This is a genomic window from Microcoleus sp. BR0-C5 (assembly GCF_036705045.1).
In the GTDB taxonomy this organism is placed as follows: domain Bacteria; phylum Cyanobacteriota; class Cyanobacteriia; order Cyanobacteriales; family Microcoleaceae; genus Microcoleus.
Window position 1 is genome coordinate 1 of record NZ_JAUBTR010000012.1, and the last position, 14,290, is coordinate 14,290.

General features: G+C 44.4%; 15 protein-coding genes. 4 read left to right on the forward strand and 11 right to left on the reverse strand.

The window, feature by feature from the left end; translation table 11 throughout:
- Window positions 1-251: 251 nt before the first annotated feature.
- Window positions 252-4,136, reverse strand: coding sequence for a hypothetical protein (locus QUB08_RS08025; protein ID WP_333224246.1), 3,885 nt, complete (start codon window positions 4,134-4,136; stop codon window positions 252-254).
- A gap of 145 nt (window positions 4,137-4,281) precedes the next feature.
- Here QUB08_RS08025 and QUB08_RS08030 point away from each other — a divergent pair, with 145 nt between their 5' ends.
- From QUB08_RS08030 to QUB08_RS08045, 4 genes are all read left to right on the forward strand, one after another.
- A complete protein-coding gene (locus QUB08_RS08030; protein ID WP_015211745.1) occupies window positions 4,282-4,512 on the forward strand; it encodes a hypothetical protein in 231 nt (76 codons plus the stop codon).
- 438 nt (window positions 4,513-4,950) lie between these two features.
- Window positions 4,951-5,331 (forward strand): Pepco domain-containing protein, encoded by a 381-nt coding sequence (locus QUB08_RS08035; protein WP_015211747.1) that lies wholly within the window; start codon window positions 4,951-4,953, stop codon window positions 5,329-5,331.
- Window position 5,332: 1 nt separating this feature from the next.
- Complete coding sequence (locus QUB08_RS08040; protein ID WP_015211748.1) at window positions 5,333-7,111, forward strand: SAVED domain-containing protein; 1,779 nt, start codon at window positions 5,333-5,335, stop codon at window positions 7,109-7,111.
- A 12-nt stretch (window positions 7,112-7,123) separates the two neighbouring features.
- The gene (locus QUB08_RS08045; protein WP_015211749.1) at window positions 7,124-8,530 is read left to right on the forward strand and encodes a nucleotide-binding domain-containing protein; all 1,407 of its coding nucleotides are present in this window, start codon (window positions 7,124-7,126) and stop codon (window positions 8,528-8,530) included.
- Window positions 8,531-8,632: 102 nt separating this feature from the next.
- Here the strand turns inward: QUB08_RS08045 and QUB08_RS08050 are convergent, their stop codons facing one another.
- The 10 genes from QUB08_RS08050 to QUB08_RS08095 form a co-directional block, all read right to left on the reverse strand.
- The gene (locus QUB08_RS08050; RefSeq protein WP_333224247.1) at window positions 8,633-9,463 is read right to left on the reverse strand and encodes a ThiF family adenylyltransferase; all 831 of its coding nucleotides are present in this window, start codon (window positions 9,461-9,463) and stop codon (window positions 8,633-8,635) included.
- 22 nt (window positions 9,464-9,485) lie between these two features.
- Entirely contained in the window at window positions 9,486-10,217 is a 732-nt protein-coding gene (locus tag QUB08_RS08055) for a hypothetical protein (RefSeq protein ID WP_333224248.1), read from the reverse strand.
- Window positions 10,210-10,917 (reverse strand): hypothetical protein, encoded by a 708-nt coding sequence (locus QUB08_RS08060; RefSeq protein WP_333224249.1) that lies wholly within the window; start codon window positions 10,915-10,917, stop codon window positions 10,210-10,212. Before QUB08_RS08060 ends, QUB08_RS08055 begins: the two co-directional genes overlap by 8 nt.
- A complete protein-coding gene (locus QUB08_RS08065; RefSeq protein WP_333224250.1) occupies window positions 10,890-11,702 on the reverse strand; it encodes a hypothetical protein in 813 nt (270 codons plus the stop codon). The genes QUB08_RS08060 and QUB08_RS08065 overlap by 28 nt, the downstream gene beginning before the upstream one ends.
- Before the next feature lies 1 nt (window position 11,703).
- Entirely contained in the window at window positions 11,704-11,952 is a 249-nt protein-coding gene (locus tag QUB08_RS08070) for a hypothetical protein (RefSeq protein WP_015211754.1), read from the reverse strand.
- Between the two features lie 2 nt (window positions 11,953-11,954).
- Window positions 11,955-12,152 carry a hypothetical protein gene (locus tag QUB08_RS08075; RefSeq protein WP_015211755.1) on the reverse strand — a complete coding sequence of 66 codons (198 nt, stop codon included), beginning with the start codon at window positions 12,150-12,152 and terminating at the stop codon, window positions 11,955-11,957.
- Window positions 12,153-12,180: 28 nt separating this feature from the next.
- Window positions 12,181-12,882: a hypothetical protein gene (locus QUB08_RS08080; RefSeq protein ID WP_333224251.1), complete on the reverse strand. Its 702-nt coding sequence runs from the start codon at window positions 12,880-12,882 to the stop codon at window positions 12,181-12,183.
- Window positions 12,883-12,943: 61 nt separating this feature from the next.
- Window positions 12,944-13,210, reverse strand: a complete 267-nt coding sequence (locus QUB08_RS08085) for a hypothetical protein (RefSeq protein ID WP_333224252.1) — start codon at window positions 13,208-13,210, stop codon at window positions 12,944-12,946.
- Window positions 13,211-13,318: 108 nt separating this feature from the next.
- Window positions 13,319-14,014, reverse strand: a complete 696-nt coding sequence (locus QUB08_RS08090) for a siphovirus Gp157 family protein (RefSeq protein ID WP_333224253.1) — start codon at window positions 14,012-14,014, stop codon at window positions 13,319-13,321.
- A 3-nt stretch (window positions 14,015-14,017) separates the two neighbouring features.
- Complete coding sequence (locus QUB08_RS08095; RefSeq protein ID WP_333176502.1) at window positions 14,018-14,269, reverse strand: hypothetical protein; 252 nt, start codon at window positions 14,267-14,269, stop codon at window positions 14,018-14,020.
- Window positions 14,270-14,290 lie beyond the last annotated feature (21 nt).

The following is a 14,290-nucleotide window of genomic DNA, read 5'->3' on the forward strand; positions in this document are numbered from 1 at the left end:
CGGATGATGCGACAAGTGTCAAGTCCGGTTCTTAGGGGAGGGAGATACGGCGACGTATGCTCTCTTACCCAACAGTCGCAAGCACGGTTTTGTAGGAGAGATGGTAGGGGACACTCTGCCATCGACTCTCTAACTACACCGGAATGATGATCCGTGGTCCGTGGTCGGTGGGGGAATGTGGAATTATTGACCTTGACTTTATCATTCCCATCCAACCGGAAACGATATAAAACCCAGCCACCCCCACTCGACTAAACCATTTCCAACTCCCTCGGTTTCGATTCAGTCGCAGGCATGAGAGTAGTTCGGGACTGGGCCAAATCTTTTTCCCGTTCTACAATCATCTCTTGAAAACGAGCCGCTGCTTGCTCTGTCAGGGGAATTTGAACCTCCCCGGTGTGAACGTTGGCTTTAAACACGGTGCGCTTGGACTCGTTTCTGACAAAGCAATCCCCGTTCGGCTGCACGTAAGCCGTCCATTGGTTGTCGCCAAACTTGAAGTGTTGGGTACTATCGGAAGGAAGGTGCAACTGCGATCGCCGTTGCTTGTATGTTTCCGACACGACGCTAAAGAGCGTGTCTTGCAGAGAAAGCCGCCAGTTTTCAGCTTTAGCGTTAGTGGTGTCGCCCTTTCCGTTATTAACTGCCGTTTCTGGTTTTGAAGCAGGTTCTTGTTGGAATTTTGGCGGTTGGTACGTGCTACTGTTTTGAGCGATTCCGTTTGGGCGGATCGCTGAGCGAATCGCGTTTCCCGCAGGCTTCGCCAAATCAGAAGTCTGAGATACTTCAGGTGAATCGATCGATGGCAATTGAATTTCAGGCAACCGAATCGATTCGCGATCGACTTTCAGCATAACTGACCTGCCGCTTTTGTCGGGGGAAAGCGTCGCCTCAAAAGTGGTTCCAGGGGGAAATTTAGGACTTTCAGGGGAAAATGTACCCAAGTTTTTCGCGTCTAACTGGATAATGGGAGTGCCTTGAAATCGGTAATATTTCTCGTGAGTGGGAGGTAAGTTTATCGTTCCCACTTGCAGAGTTACTTTCCGATCCTTCCATTTTGACTTGGAGAAATCTTCCTCTGAGTAATCGTTATCGGGATGTTTGACATTGACTACTTCTATTTGATTTACCCGATAATTTGACAAAGCATCGGAGATTTCATCCATGAATAATTTGTAGACAAGTGCGCCTCTACCTGCTTTATCTTGAGACTCAATCCACCGACAATCGACGGGAGGGACGATGAGGAGTCTGGTTTCATTACCGGAGTAGTTTGTTACCTTCAAAGAGTCGGTGTCGATATGGTCGTTGGAATTATCTCCATATTTGCCATCTAGTTTCGCCACCATGCTCTGGGGTAAGTTTTTGAAGGCGAATTCAACTAACGGCAATTCGGGATGAGCAGTAGCTTCATATTCAATCCCTTTGCTATCGAGTGCGTCTTTCCATTGGTTAGGAAGGTCAATGGTTCTGCCGTCTTTAGTTTTCACTTTCTGGAAAGGAACTTGCAGGACGTAGACATCTCGCGGTAAGGCTTCGTGGACCAATTCGTAGTCTTCTTGTAGGGAAAAGGTAATTTCCAAATCCTCTGCTACCTTCTGGCAAATTGTCCGGTGTTTGCTCAGGTTATCGGAAGTGTGGGTAGCTTGGAATAAGGCATGAGCAGCCCTGGTTTTTCTTTCAGGAGTATCCCAAATTTCGTCAATCTCCGCTCGATAACTGTCATAAAGTTTGCCCATTTCCTCTTTTCGAGCTTTGATATCGCTGCCAGTGCGATCGTAGATAATGCTTTTGTCCTCTTGAAAGCGCTGCACCAGGTCTTTCGCCCATTGTAATTCGTTTTCTTCCCAATGCAGGTCATTTTCTTTGCTGTGTCGGTACTGGATTCCTCTCTCTACTAAGGCATTTTTGTACTCATAGGAAACGTGCAATTCCTTCCCTTCTTTTTCATACTCAATGCCTGCTGCATCCAGTTGCTGGCGATTGTCTTTCGGCACGATTAAATGAGCCGGAATAGGGGGAAGAATGTGCTGAAATTCATCTCGGTTGCGGTGGATGAGCCGCGTCTGTTCCCAATAAGGGTTAACGGCTTCTTTGGCTAGGATGTAAATAGGATTGGGAAAGTCGGCGGGCATGGGAAATTGTTTGTACAGTCGATCGTCTCCTTTGTACTGGAAAAAGTAAGTGCAGCTTTTGTGTTTCTCGCACCATTCATCTACTTTTTCTAGTAAAGTGTCGGGATTTAGATTTGTTTTCTCTTTCACTTCTTTGGCATCTTTACCCCGCAGCGAGTTTTTCTGGTAGTCAACTTCGTACTGTTCCATGATGCTGAGAGCAGCGATAAATCGCTTTTGCTGCTTGAGAAATAGCTTTTCATCTTCGCCGGGGTTGGGGAGTGCTGCTGCTACTTTGCCAATGGCTAAGGCGACGATTCCGACTTCATTTTGAGAGCTGGCAACTCCAATTTGTTCTAGGGTGGTAAATTTGCGTTGACCTGCTTTAACTTTACCTTCTCTGACTTCGGGGTCGTCTTCTCGATACCGAGCTTTAGTATAGGGAACTTTCTCCGCTTGTACCACTTCTCCGAAGTCAAATAATCCGTCTTGTGCTGGTAAGATTTGTTTGGCAATTTGAGGGATTTTTTGAGATTCGATGCCAAACGGTTCGTCACCGTCAAAGTCTCCTTGATGGAACTTTTCTAAGTCTTTGGGATTGAACCAAATTACCCCTTTGATTTTCGACATGACAGCACGGGTTTCCTCTGGAATATTTTCCAGGTTTTTTGCGTGTACATTTTGATATATCCTCAGACCATCTTTGTTGAGAATTGGGAATCGACCTTGAACGCATTCTCCTTCTTCTAAATGGTTAGCGCAAACCGTGCCTTTGGGTAAATCTTCGCAGGGTAGAGCCATTGCAGAAGTCATTGATAAAGCTCCCCTGGTTGCCAGATTTCGCCATTTGGATGCCAGCCACCTTTCTGCCATATTGGTGAATTCGGGACTGCCTATCATCAGTCCGAATTTGTCGGCTTTGAGCATCTGGATGTCCTGTCTTTCCCGCTTTTTATCCTCGGTATTTTCCTCGCTGTCACCGTTAATTTCGTCGTTACTTGTAGTTGATAGTTTTTCCTGCTGTTCTTTAAGTTTTCTTTCGTTCAAACGCGCTAAAAATGCTTCGCGCTTGTCATGATCTTCAATCATCGCTTGGCGCAATTTCATGGGGTCGCGTTGCAGTGCTGCCAGTCTTTGGGCTTCGGCTTTAGTTGTTGGTACTAAGTCTTGCCTTTGGGCTTCTTCGTCGAACCAAACTCCAGTAGACTGCCAGCTTGTTTGGGTGATGCCGATTTGACTGTTTTTGCGGTTTCCAAGGATGGCTTTTGGTAATTCGTAATCGCCACAAGGAATGAGTTCTTTGAGTTGTTTTTTATTGATGCCTTTGATGCTGGAACGGTCTAAAATAAGTTGAGGTTTGTTACCTTCAGAGTCGGCTACTGAGCCGAGTAAATTGTCATCGGGACGGAGGGTTCCTTTAGCCAAAAAGCTGACTTGGGGTGAGGATTCTGTATTTTCTGAATTCCAACTGCGTAGCCAAGCGAAACGGAATTGGCTGGCTCGATTTTTCTCGCCGCCGATGCTTTTGAGTAATTCGGAACTGATTGCACCGTGACAGTCTCCGGTTCGATATTTAGCATATTGCGGGTCGGTGAAATCAACAATTTTTACTCGCAGGTTGTCGCATTCTGATACGCCGGACATACAAGTGCTGACTAGGAGGGAACCGTAGCGACAGGCGGTGTCTTTTTCGGTTACGAATAAGTCTCCTATCTTTTTGGCTAGGGTTTCGTCGCCAAAATAATAGCTGTTTCCAGATTGAAATATCATGCGTCGCTTGATGCCGTCTTCTGGGTCGTGGATGCTGGCGCGTAATTGGCTAGGATCTGGATTGGATTTGTCAAGTTTGACAATCATTAATGTCTTCAGTTCGTCTGGTTGAAACATTGCTTGCAGAATCGAGTGGCGCAGGATTTCTGGGTTGTTGAATAATTTGCCTGCATTTCGACCTTTGGCATCAGTGTAAGCGGCATCAAAAACGGGTATTTTGAGTCCTTGTTCGGTACAAACTGTGGCGACCATGAGTTGATTTCTCCCTAGAATCGAGGTGTTATAATAGGAATTGTTGAAACAGTTGGTAAGGCAGGTAAGAAAAGTCTATCTAAGCCTTAACAGGTTGAAACTCGGTCAAGTGTTGACCGTTGGAAGTGTTTTTGAGGTGATTGAAATGGAACTAAAGGTTGATACAATTGTTAATCCGGCTCTGTTTGAAGATGAAGATACTGAGCTGGTGGAATTGACGATCGCTCCTGAAGATGAGGATAAATACCCATTCGTGCGTCCCAGCAGTGCTCCTGCGGATTTGATGGACAGACCGGGGAGGGTTATTGAAGAATGGGAGAATATGGACTTCGACGAGCGAATTCAGGCTGACCCTACATATATCGATAGGGTCTAGGCGTAGGGGGACACATAGCAGAGGCATGGGGTGTTTGGTCCGATGGGGCGGCGGTAGCCGCCCTGATATGGCCTCTTGGTTTGGCTATGCCCAATGGAAAATTTTCCATTGGGCGAGCGGTTGGGGTGGGAATGTTGACGACTGTTACCCGTCCTTGCACCCTCCTAGCGATCCACCAGATTTGATGGATAGGCCGGGGAAGGTTATTGTAGAATGGGAGAATATGAACTTTGATGAGCGAATTCAGGCTGACCCTAGTTACATAGAAAGGGTTTATTTATGGGTTTGATTTAAGCAATCTGTCTTCAATTGCTCAATTGTTTGCTACTGGTGTATTAGTGCCAATCACATAAGGCCTTACTTTTATTTCTTAGTTTAAAGTACAGTGTCTTAATTTCAGCGAAGATAGAATAGAAGAAAAATTTTGGAATTAAAAGCATGTCAGACGATTCATCTCAAATTTGGATTGTGACTGAAGTAGAGACCACTGAAAGTGTTGAAATTCTCCAAGGACAGCGGAGTAGCGATGATACTGGGGGTGGTTTTGGTCAGCGAGTGAAAGAACAAATAAAGACGACCGTCCAGCAGCGAGTTCCATTGGATGCAGCGGCTCTAAAAGTTCAAATGAATGGACTGCTGAAGGTCTTAGGTGATATTTCAACTGAGGCTAACCAACAAAATGGACTACAACTAGATGAAGTCGAACTATCCGTTGAAATCAATGGTGAAGGGCAGGTAAGCATCCTAGGCAATAGCGGAAAATTGGGGAACAAAGGGGCAATTAAGCTTAAGTTCAAGCGAACTACTACAAACAGTTGAAATGGGACAAAACTGGGCAATTACGATCGGTATCAATGGTTATCGCAACTTGCAATCACTCAACTACGCCAAATTTGATGCCGAGGCAATGCAAGTATTTTTCCGGCAAGAACTCAATATCCAGACTGTTTATCACTTTGCTGATGATTCCTTGCCTATAAAGCAAGACTACGGTTCCGATCTGGACTCTCATCCTACTTACACAACTTTAAATCGTTTCTTTCGAGTGCGGTTTGAAGAGTCATTTTTGAAGTCAGGCGATAACTTGTGGTTCTTCTTTGCAGGGCATGGAAAACGTCATAAAGATCGGGACTATCTGATGCCGATAGATGTTGATCCTGGTGATGTTGAGAGTAGTGGCATTTCATTGCAGTACGTTAGTGAACGCCTGCGACGCAGTGGTGCCGATAACGTTGTTATGCTAATTGATGCTTGTCGAAGCGGAAACGGGCAAAGAGATGGTGTGGGCTTTGGGCAAGAAAAGCAGCAAGGTGTCATTAGCTTGTTCTCCTGTAGCCCAGGGGAATCTTCCTATGAGATTAATGAACTACAACATGGATCATTCACCTATGCCCTGTTGGAGGGACTAAAAATTGAAGGAGAAAGCAACTGTGCGACCGTTGAACGGCTCTATCAACGTCTAAGGCAAAGGGTTCCTAGCCTGACCCAACAATACAGAAAGGTTCAGCAAACTCCTTATGGTGTAGTCGAACCACCAACTAAGTACCACCTCATTTTGTTGCCTCGCAAAGCTAATCTTACTGACATCGTGACACTGGAAAACGATGCTCTTCTGGCTGAAGTTCAGCAAAACTTCCAACTTGCAAAACAACTATGGATTCGCGTACTAGCTGTTTCACCAACTAATTCAAAAGCAATTGAAGGGATTGAACGCTTAGCCCGTGTTGTACCTGCCGGATATGGCTCTGGTAAGACTGATGTTCAGCATCCAGTAGGAACTTTCTTTGCAATCCGTCATCAGTCATTTGAACTATTAACAGTTCGTATTTCGGAGGAGTCCTTACCTGCTCATTTTCGGCATTACAAAATTCAACATATCGAGTTTTACCTATCATCTTTCTTCACAAACGGCGTTTGCGACCCCATTAGTGCTGTACAACAGAATAACAATCTCATAAACGATTTTTTAGTGGTATTTCAAGCCAATCCAGAAGCAGTAATTGGTTACTATGGCATTGTTCACATTCCACTTCAGTTCTGTGCTGGTTATGCTGTCTCAACCTGGCCTAGGATTGCGTTATTTGAATTGGATCGCGATGTAAATTGTTGGTATGAGTTGGCTGGTGATGATAGTCCAAAACTTGACCTAAGCGTTAGCAATATCTCACGTCCAGCAAATGCTGTTGCCGTTGCCATTAGAATCGCCATTTCGTTTGACATTACCAAAAATGATGTGGACGATGTAGTGCCTCAGCCCTATGAAGATATACAGATTAAGATAGGTAAGCGACGTATTGACGCGATCACCCATTACAGTCAGGTAAAGGAAGTCTGTAACGCTTTCCGGCAAGTCCTTGATGATTTGCATACCCGCGTTGACAAGTCACTTATTGTGCATATCTTTTATTCTGGACCAGTTAGCCTTGGCTTCAGTCTCGGACGCCGAATCAGCCGAACGATCCATCACCAGGTTATCGTCTACAACTACACATCTCATACAAGTCCACGGTATGCCTGGGGTGTTAAGATTAATAGTGCTGATTCACCTGAATCTAGGGTCATTTCGACTAAGTTGCTCATCCATGATACCTCAGAGTAATTTCACATATTCATGTACGACATCTCTGACGACTTACAAATTTTTTATGACACCCATGTTCGTCTTGGAACAATACGACGACAGCAACTTGCAACTTATCGAGACTTAAATATCACCCGACTAAAAAATGGTTTAAACGATCTTGCTAAAGAAACTGGTCGTCCGCACTCACATCCTTATGACTGGAAGAACCAAGGTGGGTATGCAATGCATACTCTCAACCAAGATCCGAAGGGTGACAATGACTACGATATTGACGTTTCACTAATTTTCCATAAAGATGAGATACCTGAAGACCCGCTTAAAGCACGGCAGCGTGTACGTGATGCGTTATGCAAACGCTGCACTAATTTCACAAAGGAACCAGAATCACGTACTAATGCAGTTACGATTTGGTATGCAGAAGGCTACCATATCGACTTTGCAATCTACCGCACCTATATAGACAACCTCGGTATAAAGCGTATTGAGCATGCCAGCACCGAGTGGAAACGGCGAGATCCAATGGAGGTTAACGACTGGTTTAGTAAATGTGTTGCGACACTAAGCCCGAAGGCCAGTCAAACTCTCGGTTACTATCCTAAAGTTGAAGATGGGCAAATGCGCCGCATTGTGCGATTTCTAAAACGGTTCTGTCGCTCACGAACTTCTTGGAGTCTACCCGGTGGCATGATCGTGTCAGCACTAGTAGCCGAGTCTGGTATTTACACAGCGAACAGCGAGCGCGATGACCTTGCCTTGTACAACACTATGGTGGCATTACGTAATCGACTAAAAGCCTCTTGCCACGTATACAATCCAGTCGATACTTCACAGGAACTGACAGGCAAAACTGAAGTATTAAACCAAGTCACTCGACTTCGGGATCGACTCGATACTGCAATCAGTAAACTTAGCGTGTTATTTGACGAGTCAAAGTGTACGAGAGAGAAGGCGCGTTTTGCTTGGGACTGGATTTTTAATCATGAATTCTGGGCGAAAAAAGAAAGCACTAAAGGTACAATCAAGGCTGAGTTAAGTGCTGTAACAGGATACAGTGTTACAGTTCGCTGCGATCTTGCCAAGCGTGAGAATGGCCCAATTTATGAACAGTACTTGAGTGGAAGCTCTGTTTTACCTAAAGGCGTTGCACTCAAATTTTCAGTCATATCAACAAATGTCCCACCCCTCCCCCTCTACAGCGTGCAATGGATTGTTGATAACGAAGGAGACGAGGCAGGTGAGGCGAAGCAGCTTTACTGGGAAAGCAGTGATAGCGGAACCACAATTTGGACAAGCACTGCCTTTAAAGGTACTCACCGCATGACCTGTCAAATTAAGAAGGAGGGTCGAGTTATGGCGCAGGCGGTACACATTGTAAAGATCACAGCAAGCGGTAATTCTAGGATTTCGGGTAGTTCCAATCGTGGATTTGGCTAAAAAGTTCCTACTAACCTCAAACGAGGTAAGATGTCGCACCCCCTAATCGAAAATTTTCCATTGGATCATTGGTTGGGGTGAGGTCGATGACGGATGCTGAACTCAAGCATTAGATTTTAGTGCCACACAGACCGAATGCTGGGTAATGTAAAGCGATCGCGCCGTCCCACTCTCCAAATCAAAATAGGTCGCAAACCGCTTGAGATTGCCCGCAGCCATCCGGTACAAATAATCCGCCGCCTCAGCCGCCACTCGAACATTCACGCTCTCGCTCTGCACATTCAGCACTGCCATCTCAGCACAAGATAGGTTATTTGTCAACTCTTCAGGTTTCGGTTTCAAAAGGTCAGGAGCCAGGAGCACCGGAGATGGCAGCCTAGCACATCCCAGTACCCCAAAATTATAGAAGTCCGGGTCAGTTTCCAAAGAACTGCCCAGCAAAATTTGTCCCGCTGCTGCATGATTTCCGCAATCGAGATACCACACGCGGGGAATTTCAGAACGGCTGTAAAATTGGTTTAACTCCAGAGCCTGATTAATTGCCGCTCTCCCGGCTGCTGTATCCACGCACCCCACCAGGATGGTCAGTTTGTCGTAGGCGTAGCGGATTAGCTTGGGGTCAAATTCCTGCACGAAAGCCGTCGTGTCAACTCCCCAAGCGATAGAGTATCTCAACGCTAGAGCCTGCGCCTTGGGCAGTCCGATTTCCTTATCGCAGAAAGCTTGCCTGCTGATGTTGGCGAATTCAACTCGATCGGGATCTGCGATCGCAAATTGCACCTTTTTCCCCGACTTACCCAAACTCCGTGCCAGTCGCGCAATGTGATACGACAGCCAGGAACCAGTTCCTCCCGCCCCAATAAGCCAAAAATCTATCGAATCAGCTTGTCTGACAATCAGAGGCGAAGCTTCCAAATAATCATAATTAAACATGGGGTAAATCTCCAAATCTTGTTTACAATTCGATTGGGTCATCTAACAAAGATGGCGCAACAGAACAGGAGTAGAATTTCTCAATCAAATCGTCTTTTTTTCCACCAACTGTGACATCTACAATGAAACTCGGTAATTCAAATATCCAGTCAGCCGGAACGTGCCAGAACTGTCGATAAACTCCCACGCGGCAAATAATTTCAGCGCTCGATTCAGTCACTTTCCCTAAAACTACGAAAATGCGGAAACCCCCTTCATCTGCATCATCTGCACCTGAGAAGAAAGCTGCCATCCGATTGTGCGAATGTACCTCTACAGTGGCGTTAATGTACGAAGAATCTAAACCGTATTCAATTGCTCTACATTTAGCAGAACTTTGCGTTTGCTCTGGAATTACGAGTCGCCATTGTCCTTGTTCCTGATGAATGTGGAAAGTGATTTCTAACGGTGGTTCTGCAAGCGCGGCGATACAACTTTCTTTCCACATTTGGATGAGTATCTGCTGAGGGATTCGTCCGGGAGTTAATCGGACTAAAGGCTCAATCGGTTCTAATCCTCTGATTGACGCGGTAAAAATTTCCACCGGAATTATCACTTCTAACCCCTGTCTAACCGCTCTAACAAAGATGCCATTGCTGCCAATTAAATACTCGAACATACTGCTAGAGTGAAACGGCAGATTGTCTCCGAGTTTGACAATCTTATAATCGACAAATTCTAAGTTGTAGTGATTCTGTTTACGTGGTTCAATCATCAGTTATTGCTGAAACTAATTTGGCAATCGTTTGGTTCGTGCTGACTAAATCTTTAACTGGGTAAGATGAACGTTTACCTGCTTTTTCGAGCTGCAAGCGCACGTCACTGGGTTGCGCCCTAGATTTGCCGTCACTCAAATGTCCGTTGAAGGGACTAGAGATGAACAATTCCCAAGCTTTTTTAATAGTATTGGGCGAAGCTACAGGCGGTTTATTATCTCCCCAGCAGATGCGTCCACAGGGTTGATAGGAATGCAAATAGACGTTGGGCAGCGGAACGTGAAAAGCATCTGCTTCCGGGTCAAATTTAGAGCCTTTAATTGCCCAAACCCAGTAATCAGATTTCAACCCCAAGAACACCAATGCTGGTAAAGAAACCAAGTGCTTTGATTCCAACAAATTTATTTCGTGTTTCTGAGGTAGCACGAATTTGATTGTCCATTCCCCGGCGCTGCCAGTTCCCCAACGTACTATCCCCGATTCAGGGTTTATCCAACCCGAATCAATTGGTGTATTGGCAAAAGCTGCTCGCAGAGTTGCTGGAGACAGGCATTTGTACTTGGAACTGTCCCCCGATTGATAGTGAAAAATGTAAGTACCGCCCTCAATAAAGAGAAGTTCGGCTTGAATAGTGGACAATTTTCGGGGGGCTACCTCCAGTACCTCTCGAATTATTTCAGATGCAATGTCAGATTCCATAATGCTAAGAGGTGTGAGAAATTGGTGTTAGGCTCAGATTCAATCCAGTCAATCAATTCGCAGGCTTTATCTAGTAGCTGACTAGCTTTTTTCCATTCACTTGCTAGGAATTTAATGTCTTCAATTGTCCAGGGTCTTGATTCAAAATTATGATTCCAGTAACTTTCACAGCAAACACTTTGGTCTAGCCAAATATTGCCAGTTTTTAAGTCAAGAAGTGCTAAGGCTGTAGGCAAATCGCTGATGGGAGATGCAACGCGACGGGCTAATGTTTTAAGAAGTTTAAAGTTAGTTTGTTCGGGATGTGAAATGTCTTTCAACCTGTATCCAAACGTGCATTCGTACCACGATTCTCCTTCATCGCCTGCTACCGATTCCAACCACCACCGACCTGATTGCGAAAGCGGCAGTAATATCTGCCATCCACTTCGCAATGCGTCAATTCCTTCTTCATGGTCTTGCCAATCTATTCCTTTAGGCGAGACAGGAATTTGATAGAGGCGCTCTTCATAAGCGCCCTCTAAAATTATGTCGTCAATCGGAAATAAATGTTCGTTAACTAGCGAAATAAACTCCAATTCCTTCGGACTGTGATTTTCATCTTCCGAGTAGAGCTCCGATTGGCTTTTTTCCCATTCCAAAGGAAACAATTGTTGATAAAGACTAAGTAGCTGATAGGTGTTCAGTTTAGCTAACAAATAATCGGTTGCTGATTTAAAGTCGATGATTGGTTGGCACTGCTGTAATATTTGCAGAGCGGATTTAGCATTCCAAATTGCAGCCATATTAAAACCCCATTGGAACTGCACCAGCTACAGAGCGACTATTTAACAGTCGTTCCTTGGTTTGCTCAACTGCTCTCACGTCGTCTGTCCCTTTTGAAATAGCTAACTCAATAGCTTTTACCATTTCTTTCATAGTCGCGCTATCGAGTTCGCCAGAAAGCTCTAACCGTTGTAGTTTCCGGCACATAGATAGTGCTGGATTGACTTCCTCTGGTGCATTGATGAGGAATTCTAAAGGAGTCATTTTCATGGTTATTTTACTCCTTTAGAGCCGTTGCGTTTAGCTACTGTAATCAATTCTCCAGGTTTTCTAATGATGTCGGCGTTAGCGCAATCTGGGTAATAAGTTGTGAGCAATTTGCGGAGCTCGTTATCATCATTTGCTATTTCCTCATCAACAGGATGTTGTTGTCCCTCGAAGGAAATTAGCACTTTCTTTTTTGAAGTCATTTTTTTATCCCAAAAGTAGGTATGTTGTTCAAATTCCAAATAAGGTCAGTTGCGTTCCAGTAGTTTTAGACTCTGTAGAAGTTGTAGACGTAGTGGTGCTACTTGCTTCGCTTCCAGGTTTATTTGGGTTAGCGCTTCTTTTCTTTTGGTTGCGAGCATTAGCAATCTGTCGCCGCACTTGGCAATTAGGAAAATCTGCTACAAGTTCCTTCAGCAGTTCTTTGAGAGGTGGCGGTAATTCTCCCAATGATGACTCTCTTATCTTTTCGCTAACTGGAAAGTCCCTGTGACTACTTGCGGAAATAATTACAATTCGTCCGTCTGGATGGCCGTCATCTGGTTTAAATGTCAGGTGTAGTTCGACAGTACATTTCTCTAAGATATAAGGTTCTTCTTGATGTTCGGATTGTAAATTGTGGGATTCTTCAGTTTCAGAGACAGTATTTTCTTCATCTTCCTCTGCCCAATTTTCATCATCTATTGATTCTGAATCGCTTGCAGAGGTTGATGATTCAGTAGCGACTTTTTTTTTAACTTTAGCTGGCGAGAGGAGACCTAGATAATGTTTTTTGGCTTGCCAGCGACCGCGGTCAAATAGCAGTCCAATTTTTTGGAATTTTTCCTCTATTGTTTCTTCATTTTCGGCTTGAATTGTATACTCAATTAACTCTTCGCTCGTTACCGATAAATTAGCAGCCGCGACTGCCTCTTCTGGTGTCAACCATTTCATTTTTGCTATGCTATTTAATAGCTTGTCATACTACTTATGGGCGTTAGCCCCCTTATTGGTATTAATTAAACTTATTCAAAGATCCACTTAATAATAGTAGCGGCTCATCTCCGTAGGCTTCTACTTCCAAGTAATCGGTCATTGCTTCAGCTACAGCGGCTCTTATAGAACCAAGGAGGACGAATAATCGCCCATCTTTTATAGGAAACGATATATCGAGGCGATTGTTTCCATCCTCAATTAAGATGGCAAGTTTTCCTCGATGAATCCGGTAGATAATTGTGTCAAATGTTGAAATGTCAAAGGAATGGTTGTTTTGTTTTTTCATGGATTAAGTTCTCCTAAATTAGTTCAAAAAAAAGGTTTAGCAGATAGCGATATAACAACTATCTGCTGTTAGTTAAACCTCCCAGGCTTGTTTGTCTGAAGATTTACCCTAGCCGACTCGTGCTTTCATTTTCTTGTTAGAACCATCAACGCTTTTAGCGATCGCCTTTTCTTTTCGCCTACTATTTTGTGTTATAGTTGAATGATTTTCCTGAGTATTTGGTGCAGCAGCACGATTAGAAATTACCTCAGTTGCAGAGGTCAGATTTGATGGTACTATTCCGTATTGAACTCTAAGTTTACGCTCAATTCGAGTGCCATCAACGGGAATGCCTTGTTTCCAATCCGCTACGATTTTGCGTTTGTTGGGTGTAACAACTAGCTTTTCCGTGCGGTACTCTGTTGGCAATTCACAAGGATTGATTAATACTTCGCAACTCGGCGGATTTTCCTTGAGTCGGATGTGACGCGAGCGCCCCACAATCTCTGTAGGAATTACTCCCATTGAGTGAAATTGTAGCAGGGTTTTATCTAGACTGTTGCGCCACCGTTCCAGTCGTTCAATTGCCTTATTATGCAGTTCTACTAAGTGTTTTAAGCGTGCTTTTACGGCACAAATTTCAGCATCTAGTTGGTCTGCTAGTTCGGCTTGAGTGTCAACAACAATTTCCTGGTCTGTCTGAATTTCCCAGAGTTGTTTGAGGATAGTTTCCTCTTCTTCGGGAGTTTCAGCAGTTTCCAATTGATTCCAGAGTTCGACTGCTTGTATCGAATATCTGGCTAACGAATCTTTGGCTAAATACATTAGTTACCACCTTCCGCAACAATGAAAATACTCATCAAAAGTTTCAATGCTAGCGAGTATGGCTAGCGTTCCGGGCGTGAGTTCGTCTTCCAAACTATGAGAGTCAATGCTTTCATCGCCTACTTCCAAAATTTCCGTCTCTGGGATAAGTTCTAGGGAGTCGGATTTGAAATCCACTCTTCCCAGCAAAGAAGTATTAGTGTAGGAAATGAGTGTATTTGTTGTGTCGTCAACTTCACATTGTTGTAGGGACACGGTTGTGTAAAACCTCGTCTA